Origin of the sequence: Streptomyces sp. SP17BM10 (genome assembly GCF_036322405.1) — a bacterium.
Classification (GTDB): Bacteria; Actinomycetota; Actinomycetes; order Streptomycetales; family Streptomycetaceae; genus Kitasatospora.
Genome location: NZ_JAQYXB010000577.1, coordinates 340,201 through 357,438, shown reverse-complemented (window position 1 = coordinate 357,438; position 17,238 = coordinate 340,201). Strand labels below are relative to the sequence as shown.

The 17,238-nt window shown below is 74.4% G+C and carries 20 protein-coding genes; 9 read left to right on the top strand and 11 right to left on the bottom strand.

Annotated features, from left to right (window positions below):
* Positions 1-75 precede the first annotated feature (75 nt).
* Positions 76-546: a DivIVA domain-containing protein gene (locus tag PUR71_RS18560; protein WP_443077478.1), complete on the top strand. Its 471-nt coding sequence runs from the start codon at positions 76-78 to the stop codon at positions 544-546.
* Positions 543-1,163 (top strand): DNA-3-methyladenine glycosylase I, encoded by a 621-nt coding sequence (locus PUR71_RS18555; RefSeq protein WP_329928121.1) that lies wholly within the window; start codon positions 543-545, stop codon positions 1,161-1,163. Before PUR71_RS18560 ends, PUR71_RS18555 begins: the two co-directional genes overlap by 4 nt.
* Here the strand turns inward: PUR71_RS18555 and PUR71_RS18550 are convergent.
* On the bottom strand, positions 1,148-1,948 hold the full coding sequence (locus PUR71_RS18550; protein WP_329928120.1) for an enoyl-CoA hydratase-related protein: 801 nt from the start codon (positions 1,946-1,948) through the stop codon (positions 1,148-1,150). The genes PUR71_RS18555 and PUR71_RS18550 overlap by 16 nt on opposite strands.
* A gap of 298 nt (positions 1,949-2,246) precedes the next feature.
* Between PUR71_RS18550 and PUR71_RS18545 the strand changes: the two genes are divergently transcribed.
* Positions 2,247-2,414 carry a DUF3117 domain-containing protein gene (locus PUR71_RS18545; protein ID WP_014137929.1) on the top strand — a complete coding sequence of 56 codons (168 nt, stop codon included), beginning with the start codon at positions 2,247-2,249 and terminating at the stop codon, positions 2,412-2,414.
* A 106-nt stretch (positions 2,415-2,520) separates the two neighbouring features.
* Here PUR71_RS18545 and PUR71_RS18540 read toward each other — a convergent pair whose 3' ends face one another.
* A complete protein-coding gene (locus tag PUR71_RS18540; RefSeq protein WP_329928162.1) occupies positions 2,521-3,153 on the bottom strand; it encodes an O-methyltransferase in 633 nt (210 codons plus the stop codon).
* 288 nt (positions 3,154-3,441) lie between these two features.
* Here PUR71_RS18540 and sigE point away from each other — a divergent pair, with 288 nt between their 5' ends.
* From sigE to PUR71_RS18520, 4 genes are all read left to right on the top strand, one after another.
* Positions 3,442-4,173, top strand: a complete 732-nt coding sequence (gene sigE / locus PUR71_RS18535; RefSeq protein WP_443077483.1) for an RNA polymerase sigma factor SigE — start codon at positions 3,442-3,444, stop codon at positions 4,171-4,173.
* Positions 4,170-5,171 (top strand): zf-HC2 domain-containing protein, encoded by a 1,002-nt coding sequence (locus PUR71_RS18530; RefSeq protein WP_329928118.1) that lies wholly within the window; start codon positions 4,170-4,172, stop codon positions 5,169-5,171. Before sigE ends, PUR71_RS18530 begins: the two co-directional genes overlap by 4 nt.
* A gap of 159 nt (positions 5,172-5,330) precedes the next feature.
* Entirely contained in the window at positions 5,331-5,768 is a 438-nt protein-coding gene (locus tag PUR71_RS18525; RefSeq protein WP_329928117.1) for a sec-independent translocase, read from the top strand.
* Between the two features lie 226 nt (positions 5,769-5,994).
* Positions 5,995-6,672, top strand: a complete 678-nt coding sequence (locus PUR71_RS18520; protein WP_329928116.1) for a hypothetical protein — start codon at positions 5,995-5,997, stop codon at positions 6,670-6,672.
* Positions 6,673-6,734: 62 nt separating this feature from the next.
* Here PUR71_RS18520 and PUR71_RS18515 read toward each other — a convergent pair whose 3' ends face one another.
* The 4 genes from PUR71_RS18515 to PUR71_RS18500 all read right to left on the bottom strand — a co-directional run bounded on the left by PUR71_RS18515 (position 6,735) and on the right by PUR71_RS18500 (position 10,574).
* Positions 6,735-7,895, bottom strand: coding sequence for an Mrp/NBP35 family ATP-binding protein (locus PUR71_RS18515; RefSeq protein WP_329928115.1), 1,161 nt, complete (start codon positions 7,893-7,895; stop codon positions 6,735-6,737).
* Positions 7,896-7,951: 56 nt separating this feature from the next.
* Positions 7,952-8,608: a DUF1003 domain-containing protein gene (locus PUR71_RS18510; protein WP_329928114.1), complete on the bottom strand. Its 657-nt coding sequence runs from the start codon at positions 8,606-8,608 to the stop codon at positions 7,952-7,954.
* Positions 8,598-9,899: a magnesium transporter MgtE N-terminal domain-containing protein gene (locus PUR71_RS18505; RefSeq protein ID WP_329928113.1), complete on the bottom strand. Its 1,302-nt coding sequence runs from the start codon at positions 9,897-9,899 to the stop codon at positions 8,598-8,600. Before PUR71_RS18505 ends, PUR71_RS18510 begins: the two co-directional genes overlap by 11 nt.
* Positions 9,900-10,040: 141 nt before the next feature.
* Positions 10,041-10,574, bottom strand: a complete 534-nt coding sequence (locus tag PUR71_RS18500; RefSeq protein ID WP_329928112.1) for a hypothetical protein — start codon at positions 10,572-10,574, stop codon at positions 10,041-10,043.
* Positions 10,575-10,709: 135 nt separating this feature from the next.
* On the opposite strand from PUR71_RS18500, the gene PUR71_RS18495 reads away from it, so the two are divergent.
* On the top strand, positions 10,710-11,633 hold the full coding sequence (locus PUR71_RS18495) for a DMT family transporter (RefSeq protein WP_443077477.1): 924 nt from the start codon (positions 10,710-10,712) through the stop codon (positions 11,631-11,633).
* Between the two features lie 25 nt (positions 11,634-11,658).
* Here the strand turns inward: PUR71_RS18495 and corA are convergent, their stop codons facing one another.
* A complete protein-coding gene (gene corA, locus PUR71_RS18490; RefSeq protein WP_329928111.1) occupies positions 11,659-12,783 on the bottom strand; it encodes a magnesium/cobalt transporter CorA in 1,125 nt (374 codons plus the stop codon).
* Positions 12,784-13,136: 353 nt separating this feature from the next.
* Between corA and PUR71_RS18485 the strand changes: the two genes are divergently transcribed.
* Positions 13,137-13,775 carry a suppressor of fused domain protein gene (locus tag PUR71_RS18485; RefSeq protein WP_329928110.1) on the top strand — a complete coding sequence of 213 codons (639 nt, stop codon included), beginning with the start codon at positions 13,137-13,139 and terminating at the stop codon, positions 13,773-13,775.
* A 90-nt stretch (positions 13,776-13,865) separates the two neighbouring features.
* On the opposite strand, the gene PUR71_RS18480 is transcribed toward PUR71_RS18485, so the two are convergent.
* The 4 genes from PUR71_RS18480 to PUR71_RS18465 all read right to left on the bottom strand — a co-directional run bounded on the left by PUR71_RS18480 (position 13,866) and on the right by PUR71_RS18465 (position 17,144).
* Positions 13,866-14,726: a PHP domain-containing protein gene (locus PUR71_RS18480; protein ID WP_329928109.1), complete on the bottom strand. Its 861-nt coding sequence runs from the start codon at positions 14,724-14,726 to the stop codon at positions 13,866-13,868.
* 46 nt (positions 14,727-14,772) lie between these two features.
* Positions 14,773-15,411: a DUF6758 family protein gene (locus tag PUR71_RS18475; RefSeq protein ID WP_329928108.1), complete on the bottom strand. Its 639-nt coding sequence runs from the start codon at positions 15,409-15,411 to the stop codon at positions 14,773-14,775.
* 319 nt (positions 15,412-15,730) lie between these two features.
* Positions 15,731-15,889 carry a hypothetical protein gene (locus PUR71_RS18470; RefSeq protein WP_329928165.1) on the bottom strand — a complete coding sequence of 53 codons (159 nt, stop codon included), beginning with the start codon at positions 15,887-15,889 and terminating at the stop codon, positions 15,731-15,733.
* Between the two features lie 343 nt (positions 15,890-16,232).
* Positions 16,233-17,144 (bottom strand): alpha/beta fold hydrolase, encoded by a 912-nt coding sequence (locus PUR71_RS18465; RefSeq protein ID WP_329928107.1) that lies wholly within the window; start codon positions 17,142-17,144, stop codon positions 16,233-16,235.
* Positions 17,145-17,238 lie beyond the last annotated feature (94 nt).

Sequence of the window (17,238 nt, the reverse complement as noted above, 5' to 3'; positions counted from 1 at the left end):
AGCGCCACCGATGTCTCCTCCACGGCTCGCCAGGGTGCGATGATGGCCCCCGGCCTCACTTGGGACCATGCTGTCATGATCAGCGCGGTCCGGGCACCTGACGCCAGGCCGGCCGGGAAGTCGGGAGGACAGCTCGTGTTCTGGGTGATCGTGGTCGCCATGGCCGTGGTGGTCGGCGGCGCCGCGCTGGTGGCGCTCGGCGGCGGCGGATCGATGCCGGAGGCGGCCTCGGACCGCCTCGCGGCCCGGCTGCCGCAGGACCGTCCGCTGCACAAGACGGACGTGGACGACCTGCGCCTGCCGATGGCCGTGCGCGGCTACCGGATGGACGAGGTCGACGACGTCCTGGACCGCCTCGGAGCCGAACTCGCCTACCGCGACTCGCGGATCGCCGAACTGGAGGCCGCCGCCCACCTGCGCGGCGCGGTCGAGGCCACCACGGGCCCCGACGCCGGCGCCGAACCGCTGCCGGGCCTGGAGGCGTTCGCGAAGGTCGTCGAGCCGGCCGGGGCGCCCGAGGACGCGAAGCCGGTGGAGGACCGGTGAGCGACCCGCAGGACGGCACCGTCCTCGGCGCCGACGGCCTGCGCCGCTGCGGCTGGGGCGACTCCACCGACGACTACCGGGTCTACCACGACACCGAGTGGGGCCGCCCGGTGCACGGCGACGACGCCCTGTTCGAGCGGGTCTGCCTGGAGGCCTTCCAGTCCGGCCTGTCCTGGCTGACCATCCTGCGCCGCCGCGAGGGCTTCCGGGCCGCTTTCGCCGGCTTCGAGATCGGCAGGGTCGCCGAGTTCGGCGCGGCCGACGTCGAGCGGCTGCTCGCCGACACCGGCATCATCCGCAACCGGGCCAAGATCGAGGCGGCCATCGCCAACGCCCGGGTCGCCCGCGGGCTCGACGGCGGCCTGGAGAAGCTGATCTGGGGCTTCGCCGACGACCCGGACCGGCCGGCCCCCCGCACGCTCGCGGAGGTCCCGGCCGTCACGCCCGGGTCGACGGCGCTCGCGAAGGCGCTCAAGAAGGAGGGCTTCCGCTTCGTCGGGCCCACCACCGCCTACGCACTCATGCAGGCCTGCGGCCTGGTCGACGACCACCTCGCGGCCTGCCACGTGCGCACCGCGGGCCGGGGCGCCGCGCGCAAGGCTCAGCGGCCCCGGTAGACGGGCTTCTCCTTGGCGATGAAGGCGCGGACCGCGATCCGGTGGTCCTCGCTCTCGCCGGCCAGGGTCTGCAGCTCGTCCTCCTTGTCGAGCAGTTCGTCCAACGAGTGCGAAGCCCCGTACGCCAGCGACTCCTTGACGGCGCCGTAGGCCACCGTCGGGCCCTCGGCCAGCTCGCGGGCGAAGACCCGTGCGGTGGCGGCCAGTTCCGCGGGCGCGACGACCTTGGTGGCCAGGCCCAGCTCCATCGCCTCGGTGGCCTTGACCGTGCGCGGCAGCATCAGCAGCTCGGTGGCCTTGGCGTGGCCGACCAGCCGGGGCAGCGTCCAGGAGGCGCCGGAGTCGGCGGTCAGCCCGATCCCGGCGAACGCGGTGTTGAAGCCGGCCTTCTCCGACAGGATCCGGAAGTCGCAGGCGAAGGCGAGCGAGGCGCCCGCGCCCGCCGCGACCCCGCCCACCGCGGCGACGGTCGGCTTGCGCATGCCCGCCAGGGCCCGCACCAGCGGGTTGTAGTGCTCGGCGACGGTCCGCAGCGCGCCCTCGCCGGTCTCGTCGGCCCGCTTGAGCATCGCGAGGTGCTCGTTGAGGTCCTGTCCGACGCAGAACGCGCGCTCGCCGGCCCCGGTCAGCAGCACCGCGCGCACCGCCGGGTCCGCCGCGGCGGCGGTCATCGTGTCCCGCAGCGCGACCTTCGTCGCGACGTCCAGCGCGTTCATCGCCTCCGGACGGTTGATCGTGATGACGGCCAGGCCGCCGTCCAGCTCGTACAGCACGGAATCGGACATGGGCGAGGGGTCTCCCTTGTGATCGCTGCGGTCTCGTCGGGTGTCAGGATGCCGGAGCACCGGGCCGCCTGGGGAGTGTGAGGTATCGCACCTTCCGGTGGTGTCGGCACCGCCGCCGCGCCGGGGCTTATGACGCCAAATGCGGCGGTTGGGGCGGATCCGGCCGAGGTTGCACCGAGAGTGATGTTGGTCATCAGGCCGTGGCATGCGGGATAATGGCTTCCGATCAATGCGTTCGATACCGGCGGTGGACGGACTGCCGGTGCGTAGCTGAGCGGTTGCAGGAAGGGGAACGAGCATGGCGGCCATGAAGCCGCGGACGGGTGACGGCCCGCTCGAAGTCACCAAAGAGGGGCGGGGCATCATCATGCGCGTTCCGCTCGAAGGCGGCGGACGCCTCGTGGTGGAGCTCACGCCTGACGAGGCCGACGCCCTCGGCGAGGCCCTGAAGAAGGCCTGCGGCTGACCGCAGCGGGTGCTCCCCATCTCCTGGAGATGTGCTGCCGGGCCCGGGTTCGACGTCATGTCGGCCCGGGCCCGCGGCTTGCCCCGCCCGGGGTGCCCGCCGGGGCTCAGCGCTTGACGGCGCAGAGCAGCCCGTCCGAGACCGGCAGCAGCGCGGGCAGCAGCCCGTCGCTCTCCCGGACGTCCTGGACCAGGTTGCGCACCGCGTCCGTCTGCGGGTCCTGCAGCTCCGGCTCGGCCAGCCGGCCCTCCTGGAAGACCCCCTCGAAGCAGACCATCCCGCCCGGACGCAGCAGCCGCAGCGCCTCCGCCAGGTACTCCCGCGACTCCGCCGGGTCGCCGTCGCAGAACACCAGGTCGTACTGGCCGTCCGCGAGCCTCGGCAGCACCTCCAGCGCCCGGCCCGGTATGAACCGCGAGCGGTTGGCCGCGAACCCCGCCGCCTGGTACGCCTCGCGCGCCAGCTGCTGGCGCACCGGCTCGGAGTCCACGGTGGTCAGCACGCCGTCCGGCCGCATCCCGCGTAGCAGGTAGACCCCGGAGACGCCCGTCCCGGTGCCGATCTCGGCGACCGCCTTGGCGTCCAGCGCGGCCGCCATCAGCCGCAGGCACGCCCCGCCGCTCGGCCCGATCGCCCGTATCCCCGTCCGCGCGGACTGCGCCCGGGCGTAGGTCAGCACCGCGTCCTCGCCCACGTAGGTGTCTGCGAGGGCCGCGCGCGCGGGCCCGAACTCGCTGATGGCTGCCTCTTTCGGAGCCCCGGGTGGCGGCCCGGTGCCGGGGGATGTCGATATTTCCTGCCACAGATTACTGGCCGGGCGGGAACCGCGTACGGCGGCGGGCCGTTGTGAGGAGGGACCGGGTACGGGAGACCTCCCGGGCACTTTTATCCGGGCTTGACGGGTGAGGTGGATATGGTGGTGGCCCTGCTGGGCAGAAGAGCCGACCGAGGAGGTGTGGCCGAGGGCGACGTCCCCGTGCGGCGGCACCTCCGCGGCACCGCGTCGGCCCGTACGCCGAAGCCCGTGATGAACCAGCCTGCGCACTCCGACCTGGATCAGGCCGCCGCCGCGACGCCGGACGCCGGTACCACCGAGGCTCCCGCCCTCGCGACCTTCACCGAGGGCCCCGACGCGCAGTCCTGGACTCCCCCCACGTGGGAAGAGATCGTCGAGGCCCACAGCGCGCGCGTCTACCGCCTCGCCTACCGCCTGACGGGCAACCAGCACGACGCCGAGGACCTCACGCAGGAGGTCTTCGTCCGGGTGTTCCGTTCGCTGTCCACCTACACCCCCGGCACGTTCGAGGGCTGGCTGCACCGGATCACCACCAACCTCTTCCTGGACATGGTCCGCCGCCGCCAGCGCATCCGCTTCGACGCGCTCGGCGACGACGCGGCCGAGCGCCTCGCCTCCCGCGAGCCCAGCCCGGCCCAGCACTTCAGCGACACGCACTTCGACGCCGACGTGCAGCAGGCCCTGGACACCCTCGCCCCGGAGTTCCGCGCCGCCGTGGTGCTCTGCGACATCGAGGGCCTGTCCTACGAGGAGATCGCCGCCACGCTGGGCGTCAAGCTCGGCACCGTCCGCAGCCGCATCCACCGCGGCCGCTCCCACCTGCGCGCCGCGCTCAAGCACCGCGCCCCCGGCTCGGCCCCCGGCCGCGAGCGCCGCGGCGGCTCCGAGGAGCCCGTGCCGGTGGGTGCCGCCGTGGGCGAGGTCCCGGTGACACCGGGCGGGCGCGGACGGAGGCGATCGTGAGCGGAACCGGCCGCTCGGGGTCGGGTCGTCCGGAGTCGTCCGGCCGGTCCGCCGCCAGGCGGGGCTGGGCCCTGCCCGGCCGCCGCGGCGGTGACGAGCCGGGCGAGCCGCTGCCGTCCGCCGCCCCGCTGCCCGGCGACGCCGAGCTGCGGGCCGTGGCCGTGCGCCCCGCCGAGCCCGCCGCCGAGGAGCACCACCTGGGCGAGCGCCTGTCCGCCTTCCTGGACGGCGAGCTCGGGCACGACTCCCGCGAACGCGTCCAGGCCCACCTGGCGACCTGCCCGCAGTGCCTGGCCGAGGCGGACGAGGGCCGTGGCGTCAAGCACCTGCTGACCCGCACCGGCACCCCGGGCCCGTCCGCGGCACTGATGGCCCGCCTGATGGCCGTCGGGAGCCTGCCGGACGACGAGCAGCCCGGCTCCGACTGGCACGGCGGCCGCGACGACGACGACCTGCCGGGCGGCGGCGTCACCGGCCCCGGCACGCTCGGCGGCAGCCGGCTCAACGGCGGCTCCTTCGGCCGCGGCGCCGGCGCCTCCTTCGGCGCGGGCGCGCTCGGCGCCGACACCCCGCTGCCCGGGGTCGACCCGCGCGCGTTCGGCCGCGGCGGGGCCGTCCTGCGCCCGCTGATGGGCCGCCGCGCCCCGCGCCCCGAGGCCTCGGGCCGGCCGCAGCCCGCCGCCGCGGTGGCCGTCGCGCGGCCGTCCGCGCCGCGCGGGCGCCGCTTCGTCTTCGCCGCCGCCGGCGCCTTCTCGGTGGCCGCGGTGACGCTGGGCGGCGTCGGCGGCCTGACCGCGCAGAGCGAGGACCAGCACGGCACGTCGGTGAGCCCGGTCGGCCCGGCCGGCACCCCCGGCCGCTCCGGCGGGCTGGTCCCGATGAACGCGCAGGTCCCGGTGGACTTCCCCGGCTTCCCGGTCGCCGCGACGCGCGAGGCGACCCGGCTGCCGGACCGCCCGGTGGGCGGGCTGACCGCCCTGCACCGGGAAATGCGCTAGTCCTCGGCCGGACCCGGTCAGAACTCCGCCCCAGTGCCGCTCGCGGACGGCTTCGGCCATCGGCCGGTCTTTACCACGGGTTCATCACACCGTGGACCAGGGACCCGCCGGTGGCCATTACCCTGTAGGAACCGTCGTCCGACGAGCTAGGGAGCACAGGTGTTCAGCGACGTAGGCGGGCTGGAGATCCTCACCCTGATCGTGATGGCGATCATCATCTTCGGCCCCGACAAGCTTCCGAAGCTGATCCAGGACACGATGGGCTTCATCCGCAAGGTCCGTTCCTTCGCCGACAGCGCGAAGGAGGACATCCGCAGCGAGCTCGGCCCGGAGTTCAAGGACTTCGAGTTCGAGGACCTGCACCCCAAGACCTTCGTCCGCAAGCAGCTCATGGGCGGCAACGAGGACCCGCTGGGCCTCAAGGACATGAAGGACTCGCTGGACATCCGCTCCGTCCTGGACGACAAGCCCGCGGTCCCGGTCAACGGCCGCGCCGGCAGCGTCGGCTTCGACAAGGCCGCCGCCCCGGCCGCCGCCTCCGCCGGCCCGCCGCTCCAGCCCGGCGAGCGCCCCCCGTTCGACCCCGACGCGACCTGACCGCGCCCCCGCGCCGTCCGTCTCCGGCCACGCCGCCGCCCCGCTCGCCCGCACGGCTGAGCGGGGCGGCGGCGTGCGCGCCGCTATTGTGCTGATTGTTCCCGTCGAGCTGTCCGTCAGTTCCCGCGCCCGCGCGGGCCGCAGGACGCACGGCGGGGCGCCGGGGCCCGCCACCAAGGGAGCGGGGTCCCGGCAGGCACACGTGTTGTAAAGAGGAGGCCCGGGGATGGACGCGACGAGTCAGGCGGGAGGGGCGACGGCCACGGCCGGCGGCCCGGTGGTCGGCGGGCAGGCCGGCCCGGCGGACCCGCTGGTGCCCTACCTGTCCGCCGACTTCCCCTGGTACGGCCTGGACGACGGCTGGACCGGCCGCCGCTACCTGATGCAGGCCGGCGCCGGCGGCCCCCGGGGTGGGGCGTGCGCCGGGGTCGACTACGGCACCCTCGGCCACGGCGAGGAGCCGGCCCGCCAGTTCGAGCCGCGCGACGTGCGCAAGTTCGCCGTCGTCGTCACCGTGGCCCGCCGCGACAGCCGCCGCAGCGCCGACAACACCGGCACCCTGGAGGCGACCTCCGCCTCCTCCGCCGCCTGGCTGGCCGGCTCCGGCCTGCTCGCCGCCACCTGGCCCGGCCAGCTGGACCGGGCGCTGCGCCAGGACTGGCTGGAACAGCAGAGCTCCCTCGCGTGGGACCTCGCCGACGACCTGGCCGGCCCCGGCTGGTCCACCCTGAGCCTGCCGGTGAACGGCCTGCCGCAGCCGTTCCGCTACCGCGAGTCCGAGTACGGCTGGGTGCTGGCCGGTGAGGCCCCCGGTGTCCTGCTGGGCGCGTACGGCCGCGGCATCAGCGCCTACGGCGCCGGCTTCTCGACCGTCCCGGACCTGAGCGCCTACACCCGCCCGTAGCGCCGTCCGCGCACGCGTCGAGGGGCCGGGTGGCGCACCACCCGGCCCCTCGTGACGTACGGCTAGAACTTGTTCCTGGGCGTCAGGCCGAGCGACATGCCGGACAGGCCGCGCTGGCGCCCGCCGAGCTTGCCGGCGACGGCGCGCAGGGCGGCGCCGGCCGGGGAGTCGGGCGCGGCGAGCACGACCGGGCGGCCGTCGTCGCCGCCCTCGCGCAGGCGGACGTCGATGGGGATCGAGCCGAGCACCGGGACGGTCGCGCCGACGGTGCGGGTGAGCGCGTCCGCGACGGTCTGGCCGCCGCCGGTGCCGAAGACGTCGATCATCTCGTCGCAGTGCGGGCACGGCATGCCGGACATGTTCTCGATCACGCCGACGATCTTCTGGTGGGTCTGCACCGCGATCGTGCCGGCCCGCTCGGCCACCTCGGCGGCGGCCATCTGGGGGGTGGTGACGATCAGGATCTCGGCGTTCGGGACCAGCTGGGCCACCGAGATCGCGATGTCGCCGGTGCCCGGCGGCAGGTCGAGCAGCAGCACGTCCAGGTCGCCCCACCACACGTCGGCGAGGAACTGCTGGAGGGCGCGGTGCAGCATCGGGCCGCGCCACACCACCGGGGCGTTGCCCGGGGTGAACATGCCGATCGAGATGACCTTCACGCCGTTCGCCTGCGGCGGCATGATCATGTCCTGGACCTGGGTGGGCCGGCCCTCGACGCCCAGCATGCGCGGCACGCTGTGGCCGTAGATGTCGGCGTCCACGACGGCGACCTTCAGGCCGTCCGCGGCCATCGCGGCGGCCAGGTTGACGGTCACCGAGGACTTGCCGACGCCGCCCTTGCCGGAGGCGACGGCGTACACGCGGGTGAGGGTGCCGGGCTTGGCGAACGGGATCTCCCGCTCCGGAGCGCCGCCGCGCAGCAGCTGGGAGAGCTCCTTGCGCTGCTCGTCGCTCATCACGTCGAGCTCGACCTCGACGCCGCTCACACCGGGGACCCGGCCGACCGCCTCGCGGACCCGGGCGACGATGGTCTCGCGCATCGGACAGCCGGAGACGGTCAGGTAGACCGCGACCCGCACCGCGCCGCCCTCGGCGATCTCGACCGATTTCACCATGCCGATCTCGGTGATCGGGCGGTTGATCTCCGGGTCGTTGACGGTCGACAGCGCCTGGCGCACGGACTCCTCCGTGACACCGGCCCCGACCTCTGTCTCGTTGGCCATGCCTTGATGGTACGGCGCCCGCCGAGCCCCTTAACCCGTCGGTAGCGTGCCGCCGGTCACAGGACCTCGCTGGTCTCCCGGCGCTCCTCGATCTCCTTCAGCAGGGACTGGAGTTCGGAGCGGATGAAGTCGCGGGTGGCGACCTCGCCGAGGCCCTGGCGCAGCGCGGCCACCTCGCGGGTCAGGTACTCGGTGTCGGCGATGTTGCGGTCGCTGCGGGCCCGGTCCTGCTCCATGTTGACGCGGTCCCGGTTGTCCTGGCGGTTCTGGGCGAGCAGGATCAGCGGCGCCGCGTAGGAGGCCTGCAGCGACAGGACCAGGGTCAGGAAGATGAAGGGGTAGGAGTCGAAGCGCACGTCGTTCGGGAGCATGGTGTTCCAGGCCACCCAGATGATGATCACCACGGTCATCCAGACGATGAACCGTCCGGTGCCGAGGAAGCGCGCGATCCGCTCGGAGAGCTGGCCGAAGGCGTCGGGGTCGTACGAGGGCAGGGAGATCAGGCCCGGCCGGGCGGTGCGCGGCTGGTCGAACCTGGCCCGGTTGGAGCCGGTGATCGAAGAGGTGTCCACGCGGTCCCGGCCGCTGCCCTCGCGGGTGCGCAGTTCGCGCAGCTGACGCAGCTCCCGCAGCTGGCGCAGCTCCCGCAACTCGCCGCGCAGGCGCCGGCGCGCGGAGTCGTCGTCGGTCCGTCCCTTGCGGTCAGCGTCCACGCTGCACCTCGTCCCTCTCGTCGTGCCGGGTGTCGTCGTCCCGGGCGTGCAGGGCGACGTCGCGCCAGTCCTCGGGCAGCAGGTGGTCGAGCACGTCGTCGACGGTGACGGCACCCAGCAGATGGTCCGCATCGTCGACGACCGGGGCCGCGACCAGGTTGTAGGTCGCCAGGTAGCTGGTGATCAGCGGCAGCGGGGTGTCCGGCGGCAGCGGGTCGAGATCGTCGTCGACCAGCGAGCCGACCAGGACGTACGGGGGCTCGCGCAGCAGCCGCTGGAAGTGCACGGTGCCCAGGTAGCGGCCGGTCGGGGTCTCGTTGGGCGGGCGGCAGACGAAGACCTGCGCGGCGAGCGCCGGCTTGTGGTCGCGCACCCGGATCCGGGCGAGGGCCTCGGCGACCGTCGCGTCCGGCTCCAGCACCACCGGCTCGGTGGTCATCAGACCACCCGCGGTGTCCTCCTCGTAGGACAGCAGGCGGCGCACCGGCTCGGCCTCGTCCGGCTCCATCAGCTGGAGCAGGCGTTCGGCCTCGTCGCCGGGCAGCTCGGAGAGCAGGTCGGCGGCGTCGTCCGGGTCCATCGCCTCCAGGACGTCGGCGGCGCGCTCCTCCTGGAGCTTGCCGATGATCTCGACCTGGTCGTCCTCGGGGAGCTCCTCCAGGACGTCGGCGAGCCGCTCGTCGTCGAGCGCGGCGGCCACCTCGGCGCGGCGCTTGGCGGACAGGTGGTGCATGACGCCGGCGAGGTCGGCGGGGCGCAGCTGCTCGAAGGTGGCGAGCAGGTTGGCCGCGCCCTGGTCCTGTTCGGGCAGCGCGAAGCCGGTGACGTCCTGCCAGTCCAGGGTGAGCCGCTCGCCCTTGCCCTTGCGCAGCCGACCGGGCCGGCCGACCTGGACGAAGACCTTGCTGATCTCCCACTCGCGCAACCGGGTCTGGACCATGCCGACGTCCAGCACGGTGACCGGCTCGTCGGTCTTGGACCACGTGACGGTGCGGTCCAGCAGCTCGGCGAGGACGAGGGTCTCGGCGGGGCGCTGCTCGAAGCGGCGCAGGTTGATCACGCCGGTGGTGAGCACCTGGCCGGACTCCAGGCTGGTGACCCTGGTCATCGGCAGGAAGATCCGGCGCCGCCCGACCACCTCGACCACGAGCCCGAGCACCCGCGGCGGACGCCCGCCCAGGCGCAGCGCGACGACCACGTCGCGGACCCGGCCGACCTGGTCCCCGTTCGGGTCGAAGACCGCGATCGCGGAGAGGTGGGAGATGAAGACCCGGGTGCCTGGCCCTGCCATGAACTCCCTCGACTCGTTCGACCGGTCCGACGCCGTGCTCGGTGCGCGCGGCGGCGCTCCCGTTGGCCAAGGCTACCCGCGGCGTGCGGCAGCGGCCCGACGAGGCACCGCGGCGACGCCCGGAGTATCGGGCGCGAACCTTTAGCGACGCTTGAACAGCAGCTTGGGCAGGCCGGCCGGGATCGGCCGGCGGGTGGTCGCCGGGGTCTGCATCGGCTGGGCGGCGTGCGAGCCTTCCGGCATCGCACCCGGGCGCTCGGTCAGGGCGCCGGCCGGCTCCAGCCGCAGCACCCGGCACTCGCGGGCCCAGCGGTCGGCGATGGTGTCGGTGTCGGGCGCGTTCAGCCGCTTGCCCTTGAGCTCCTCGACCGCGCCCAGCCAGGCCTCACTGCGCGGGGCCAGTTCGGTGACCCGGGCCGGCCAGCCGGTGAGCCGGCCGCCCTTGTCCTTGCTGCGGACGGTGACCACGGCGGCGGAGCCGGCGGCCAGACCGTGCAGCGGCTGCTCGCCGCCGTCGCCGACGACGACCACGGCGCCGTCGTGCCACGCGTGCCAGACCGGGCGGGACCGCTCCTCGCCCTCGGCCCGGACCCAGAGCAGTCCGGACTTCTTCGCGGCCTCCTCCAGGAGGGCCTGGTCGAGGAAGTCGTCGGCGGTGGCGGGCGTACGGTCCATGGCGCACAGCGTACGGCCTCGGTCGTCCACGGGTCGTCTCACCCGTCGGGCGACAGTTCCATCGCCGGGGCACGGGCCTTACGGTGAGACCCGCTCAGCCACCCCGCCAGCCACCCTCGCCCGCGAAGGAGCGCCGTGCCCGCCGCCCGGCCCGCCACCGCCCCCGCGCCCACCACCGGTGCGTCCCCCGCGCGCCCGCTGCCCACCCTCGACCTCCTGCTGCTCGCCGTCTCCATCAGTGGCATCTCGCTCTCCGGCCCGCTGATCAGCGCCACCGCCGCGCCCGCCCTCGCGATCGCGTTCTGGCGCAACGTCATGTCGGTCGGCGTGATCGGCCCGTACGCGCTGCTGCGCCACCGCGCCGAACTGCGCGGGATCGGCCGGCGGGCGCTCCTGCTCGCGGCCGCCGCCGGCGCCCTGCTCGCGCTGCACTTCGCGCTCTGGATGCCGAGCCTGCGGATGACCTCGGTGGCCTCGGCGACCGCGCTGGTCACCACGTCCCCGCTGTGGACGATCCTGCTGATGCGGCTGTTCGGCACCCGGGCGCCCCGGATGGTCTGGCTCGGCACGGGCGCCGCCTTCGCCGGCGTGCTGGTGCTGACCGGCGTCGACCTCTCGCTCTCCCCGCGCGCGCTGCTCGGCGACGCCCTCGCGCTCGGCGCGGGCCTGGCCGCGGCCGGGTACATGCTGCTGGGCGCGGAGGTCCGCAAGACCGTCAGCACCACCGCGTACACGCTGGTCTGCTACGCCACCACGGCGGTCGTGCTGCTGGGGATCTGCCTGGCCGCCGGTACGCGGATGTCCGGCTGGCCGGCCGGGGTGTGGTGGCAGATCGTGCTGCTGATGGTCGCCGCACAGTTCCTCGGCCACTCGCTGAGCAACCGCGTGGTGCGCACGCTCGGCCCGTCCGTCACCTCCACCGCCGTCCTGCTGGAGGCCCCGGGCGCGGCCCTGATCGCGGCGCTCTGGCTCGGCCAGTGGCCCCCGGCGGCCGCCTACCCGGCGGTGGTGCTGATCCTGCTGGGCCTGGTGCTGGTGGCCCGCGCCGGCCGGCGCTGACGGCACCGCGCCGGCCGGGCGGGCGCTACAGCCAGCCGTTGCGGCGGAAGCCGCGGTACATCGCGACGCAGATGACGGCCACCGCGCCGAGCACCATCGGGTAGCCGTACCGGTGGTGCAGCTCGGGCATGTAGTCGAAGTTCATGCCGTACACGCCGGTGATCATGGTCGGCACGGCGAAGATCGCGGCCCAGGCGGTGATCTTGCGCATGTCCTCGTTCTGCGCGACCGAGACCTGCGCCAGGTTCGCCTGGAGCAGCGAGTTGAGCAGTTCGTCGAAGCCGTGCACCTGCTCGGTCACCCGGGCCAGGTGGTCGGCGACGTCCCGGAAGTACTTCTGGACGTCCGGGTCGACGAGGCCCTGCTGCGCCTCCGAGAGCTGCTGCATCGGGCGCAGCAGTGGGACCACCGCCCGCTTGAACTCCAGCACCTCGCGCTTGAGCTGGTAGACCCGGCCGACGTCGGTGCCGCGCCCGCCGCGGTTGCAGAAGACGTCGAACTCGATCTCGTCCACGTCGTTCTGCAACTGCTCGGCGACCAGCAGGTAGTTGTCCACGACGTGGTCGGCGATCGCGTGCAGCACCGCGGCCGGGCCCTTGGCCAGCAGCCCGGCCTCGTCCGCGTCCGTCTCCAGCCGGTGGCGCAGGTCCTGGAGCGAGCCGTGGCCGCCGTGCCGGACGGTGATCACGAAGTCCCGCCCGGCGAAGACCATCAGCTCGCCGGTCTCGACGACCTCGCTGGTCGGCGTCAGCTGGTCGTGCTCGACGTAGCGGATCGTCTTGAACACCGCGAACAGCACGTCGTCGTAGCGCTCGACCTTGGGCCGCTGGTGCGCGTGCACCGCGTCCTCGACCGCGAGCGGGTGCAGCCCGAAGCGCTGCGCGATGCCCTCGAACTCCTCCTCGGTCGGCTCGTGCAGCCCGATCCAGCTGAACGATCCCTCACCGCCGGGGAGTTGGCGCGCTGCCCGGACCTGCCGGGCGGCCTCGCGCGGGCTGCAGCGCTGCCCGTGCCGGCGGCCGTCCTGGTACACCGCGCAGTCCACCACGGCCGAATCGGCGCCGCCGGGCGGCACGGCGTCGTAGCGGCCGACGGCGGGCCGGTGACGGCCGGGACGGACGGCGGCGCGCAGGTTGTTGATCATCGACATGGCAGGCTCCCTGGGGCAGGAGCCGCCGCACGTGCGGCGCGAGCGGGTGGAAGGCCGCGGGTGCGACGGCGAGGAACACCGGTGAAAGGCGGGGAGCTCTCCCGGCCGGTCCGTCCGCGGGCCGTCCCCGGCTGCCGCCAGGGGATCAGCGGGAGGTGCGGGAGGTGCGGGAAGGGCGCTGCGGCCAGGCAGAGCTGCCGGTACTCCGATCTCGGCCGGTATCCACCGCAACCACCTCCTTCGCGCCGCGGCCCCGGAAAGCCCGAACTGATGGTTCCCGGCGGCCAGTCGCTCACCCTAACATCCGGCCCGCGACCGGCGGCGGGCCCGGTCCGCGGGATACGCTCACGGGCATGGCGCACGACTTCCCGATCTTCGGCGACCCGCACGGCTCCTCCCCGGAACTCTCCCGGGAGGCGGTGCTGGCGGCCGTCGAGGCCCGGCTGATCGCCACCTTCGGCGAGCCGAGCGGCCGCGCCGCGGTCACCTTCCTCGGCACCGACCGGATCGAGCTGCTGCGCTTCGGCCCGGACGCCGACGGCCTCGTCCGCTACACGACCCTCGGCATGGCCGCGGCCCCGATGGCCGACCCGACCGCGATGGTCGCCGACCAGGTGCGCGGCCCGCGCGCCGAACTCGTCCTGAGCGTCCGCGGCGGACGCGACGACGTGCTGCGCAGCCTCGCGACCTTCGCCGCGACGCCGCAGGTGGAGGGCCTGGTGGTGGCCCCCGGCGGCTCGCTGGACCTCGGCTCCCCGCTGTGGGCGGGCGCGCCGTTCACCTCGGTCCTGGTGGCCGAGCCGGGAGGCCTGGTTCCGGACCTCGATCTGGTGGAGCCGGCCGACCCGGTCCGCTTCCTCCCGCTGCTGCCGATGACCCCGAACGAGGCCGGCTGGAAGCGCGTCCACGGCGCCGCCGCCCTCCAGGAGCGCTGGCTGGAACACGGTACGGACCTGCGCGACCCGGAGCGCCGCGGCGTCCGCCTGGACTGACGGGGCGCCACCCAGAGCGTGTCCCGGAGTGCCCCCGGAGCGCGCTCCGGGTGCACTCCGCCCGGCGCTCCCGCACGCCCGCGCGCGGGCTCAGCCCCCGATCGGCTTCGCGCCGGTGGCCTGGGCCAGCAGCGCCTCGTACACCGCGGGGTCGGTGGTGTGCTCGCCGAGCCGGACGGTCTTGCGCGTGCCGTGGTAGTCGCTGGACCCGGTGACCAGCAGCCCGAGCTCGCCGGCCAGGCCGCGCAGCCGGGCCCTGGTCTCCTCGTCGTGGTCGGTGTGGTCGACCTCCAGACCGGCCAGCCCGGCCGCCGCGAGCCCGGCGATCACCTCGTCGGAGACGGTACGCCCGCGCTTGACGGCGCCGGGGTGGGCGAACACCGGCACCCCGCCGGCCGCCCGGACCAGCCGGACGGCCTCGACCGGATCGGTCTCGTGCTTGCGGACGTCCGCCCGGCCGCCGTTGGCCAGCCACTCGGCGGTGAAGGCGTCCGAGACGGTCGCCACCACGCCGGCCTCGACCAACGCGCTCGCGATGTGCGGCCGCCCGACCGAGCCCTCGCCGGCGATCCGCCGCACCTGCGCCCAGTCGATGTCCGCCCCCAGCTCCCGGCAGCGCTCGACGATCGCCCGCCCGCGCCGGAACCGGTCGGTGCGCACCAGCTCCCGCTCGGCGGCGAAGGCCGGTTCGGCCGGGTCGAACAGGTACGCCAGCAGGTGCATGCTGATGCCGTCCACGACGCAGGACAGCTCGGCCCCCGGCACGACGGTCAACGCCCTGCCGGCCGGCAGGGCGTCCACCGCCCCGGCGGCCTCGGCGTGCCCCGCGACGGTGTCGTGGTCGGTCAGCGCGACGACGTCGAGGCCCGCGGCCACCGCCGCCGCGACCAGCTCGGCCGGGCTGTCGGTGCCGTCGGACGCGTTGCTGTGGGCGTGCAGGTCGATGCGCACGGGTCGGACCTCCTGGGGCTCGCGGATGCGGCCCAGGATAGGGCGCTCAGCCGAGCAGGCGGGGGGAGAGGGCGCCGCAGGACAGGAGGTCCAGCTCGGCGCCGGCCTCGCGCAGGTCGGTGAGGACGAGCTCGTCGTACATCACCAGCGCGGACTGCTCGGGCCATGCGATCGCCCACAACCAGAGCCCGCGGGCCTCGCCGACGAACACCGCGCGGTCGGCCGGGGCGTCCGGGACGTGGAACATCGGGGTGGGCCGCCCGGCGGCCATCAGCTTGGCGTCGGCGGGCTTGTGGAGGGCGACGGAGTCGCCCGGGTCGGGGCCGGACATCCCGGCGTACCGGGCGCCGAGGCCGACGCCCAGTTCCTCGGCGACCAGCACGAGTTCGCCGAAGCCGCCGAGCGGGGCGGGCCCCGAGCAGGCGACGGCGGTGGCGCGGGCACCGGAGACGTCGTCGCCGACGTGCGCGATGCCGGTGTAGAGCCAGCCGACCGGCAGCGGCCAGGGCAGCCACACCGGGACCTGGGAACGGGCGACGGCCACGTCGAGCGCCTCCACGCTCGGGGGCAGCACCGGCTGCATCGGGTGCACGGCTCCGTGCTGGTCGCACTGCCAGGTGTCCGAAAACAGACCGGGGGCGCGGACCCGACCGGCGCACCTCGGGCAGCTTGGCTCGCCCCTCATAGCCGACAACGCTCCTCCCTCCGGACCGCCGCGTCAAGGACGATCACCCGTACGGAGGGTTCGGCGGCACCTGTCGGTGGCGGGACGCCCGGCCCGGCGCGGGTGGGCGCGGGTGCGGGCGGCTCAGGTTGGGGGATGTCCAGCGGCGGGCGGCGGCAAACGTCGGGCCGGTGGGGACGGCCCGGACCCGGACGCACTGACGCCCCGTCATCGGCGATAGCGGTGACGGGGCGTCAGTCGGGTTTCGGTACGTCCGGATCGGACGCGCCGGGCTCGTCGGCGGCGGGTGAGGTCTCCCGGTCGGGGGCGCCGCGCAGGGTCAGACGGTCGGGCACGGACGGATGAGCAGGCGCTCGCCGGTGCGGGCGGCCGCCTGCACGACCTCGCGGACGGTCTCGGCGTCGGCGATCAGGCGGTCGGTGGCGGAGCCGTTGGCGTCGTCCAGCCGGACGATCTCGAAGCGCATGGACTTCGTCATGGGCGTCTCCTTTTCTCGCCCCGTGTCGCGGGGCGGTTGCGGCTGAGTCGGTATCAGCCCTTCCAGGGTCTTGCGGGCGCTCCGGCGGTGGGGCCGGATCACGTGGCTCGTCCGTGCGGCGGTCTGCTGCGGCAAGGGCTCCCCCTGCTTGCCCGGTGCTGCTGGTGCCTCGTGGACCACGGTGTCGTGGCGGTGCTTCCGGGCCGTTGCCCGTCCGTTAAGTACTGGTTTCGGTGGATCGAAACCCGCGGAGGGCCGGCGATGATTCCCGGACAGAATCAAAGATTACCGTAACTAACGACTTTTGTCCCGTGCTGAGCGCGGTCGAACTTCGAGAAGTGGTTCAGACCACGTCGGGCAGGGCCCCGGCATCGGCCCAGAACGCGGCCAGCGCGTCCGCCGTCGCGCCAGGGCGCTCGGCGTTGGGGGAGTGGCCGGCGTCCTCGACGATCACGCGGCGGGCGCCGAGCCGTTGCGCCATGAGGGTCTGCGCCGGCACCGGCCAGGCGTAGTCCCGCACGCCGGAGAGCACCAGCACGGGCAGTCCGGCGGTGGCGGCGGCCAGCTCGTCGACCCGGTCCGGTGCGGCGACCAGGTGGCCGCCGGTGACGGCCAGCGCGCGCGGCACGTTGGCCACCCAGCGCCGGTGCAGGAAGGCGGCGACGTCGGCGGCCGGACGCTCCTTCCGGTCGCCTCCGCCCTCCTCCATCTGCTGCATGACCTGCCAGATCTTTTCCAGGCTCAGCACCGGCAGTGCGTCCAGCAGCAGCTTGGTGCGGGCCGCCTCGGCCGGGTCGATCGCACCCGCGCCGGTGGACATCAGCGTCAGCGAGGCCCACGGCAGGGGGCCCTCGGCCGCCGCCGCGAGCACCGCTTGCCGGACCACCTGCCCGCCGAAGGAGTGCCCCACGACGTGCAGCGGGCCCCCGTCGGCGGCCTCCCCCGCGAGCGCCCGGGTGAGCGCCCGGACGTCCTCCCCGAGGGCCTCGACGGCGTACGCGGCGGGGTCGTCGGTGCCGCCGGTCTCGTACTGCCCCCGCTGGTCGACGGCCGTCACCCGGTACCCCGCCGCCGCGAGGGGCTCCAGCAGCGCGATGAAGTCCTCCTTGCTGCCGGTGAACCCGGGCACCAGGAGCGCCGACCCGCGCACCGCGCCCGCGGGCTCGGCCCGCAGCGCCGCGAACCCGCCCCGCTCGGTCGTGATCCGCACGGCGCGGGCGCAACGGGGAAGGGTGAGGAACGGTGGCGTGCTCATGGCCTGCTCTCCTGGGTGCGTCGTACAACCATCCGTACGAACCCCGAGCCTAGGGGTTCTCTTCCGGCCCCCGGGAACGCCGGAGGGGGTGGAC

Excerpts from the sequence above, each read along its gene's own strand:
- PUR71_RS18515 (WP_329928115.1), bottom strand. The coding sequence starts at position 7,895 with ATGGCCAACGAGACAGAGGTCGGGGCCGGTGTCACGGAGGAGTCCGTG.
- PUR71_RS18560 (WP_443077478.1), top strand. The coding sequence starts at position 76 with ATGATCAGCGCGGTCCGGGCACCTGACGCCAGGCCGGCCGGGAAGTCG.
- PUR71_RS18545 (WP_014137929.1), top strand. The coding sequence starts at position 2,247 with ATGGCGGCCATGAAGCCGCGGACGGGTGACGGCCCGCTCGAAGTCACC.
- PUR71_RS18470 (WP_329928165.1), bottom strand. The coding sequence starts at position 15,889 with ATGACGAAGTCCATGCGCTTCGAGATCGTCCGGCTGGACGACGCCAAC.
- PUR71_RS18505 (WP_329928113.1), bottom strand. The coding sequence starts at position 9,899 with ATGGCAGGGCCAGGCACCCGGGTCTTCATCTCCCACCTCTCCGCGATC.
- PUR71_RS18475 (WP_329928108.1), bottom strand. The coding sequence starts at position 15,411 with ATGAGGGGCGAGCCAAGCTGCCCGAGGTGCGCCGGTCGGGTCCGCGCC.
- sigE (WP_443077483.1), top strand. The coding sequence starts at position 3,442 with ATGAACCAGCCTGCGCACTCCGACCTGGATCAGGCCGCCGCCGCGACG.
- PUR71_RS18485 (WP_329928110.1), top strand. The coding sequence starts at position 13,137 with ATGGCGCACGACTTCCCGATCTTCGGCGACCCGCACGGCTCCTCCCCG.
- PUR71_RS18500 (WP_329928112.1), bottom strand. The coding sequence starts at position 10,574 with ATGGACCGTACGCCCGCCACCGCCGACGACTTCCTCGACCAGGCCCTC.
- corA (WP_329928111.1), bottom strand. The coding sequence starts at position 12,783 with ATGTCGATGATCAACAACCTGCGCGCCGCCGTCCGTCCCGGCCGTCAC.
- PUR71_RS18550 (WP_329928120.1), bottom strand. The coding sequence starts at position 1,948 with ATGTCCGATTCCGTGCTGTACGAGCTGGACGGCGGCCTGGCCGTCATC.
- PUR71_RS18520 (WP_329928116.1), top strand. The coding sequence starts at position 5,995 with ATGGACGCGACGAGTCAGGCGGGAGGGGCGACGGCCACGGCCGGCGGC.
- PUR71_RS18465 (WP_329928107.1), bottom strand. The coding sequence starts at position 17,144 with ATGAGCACGCCACCGTTCCTCACCCTTCCCCGTTGCGCCCGCGCCGTG.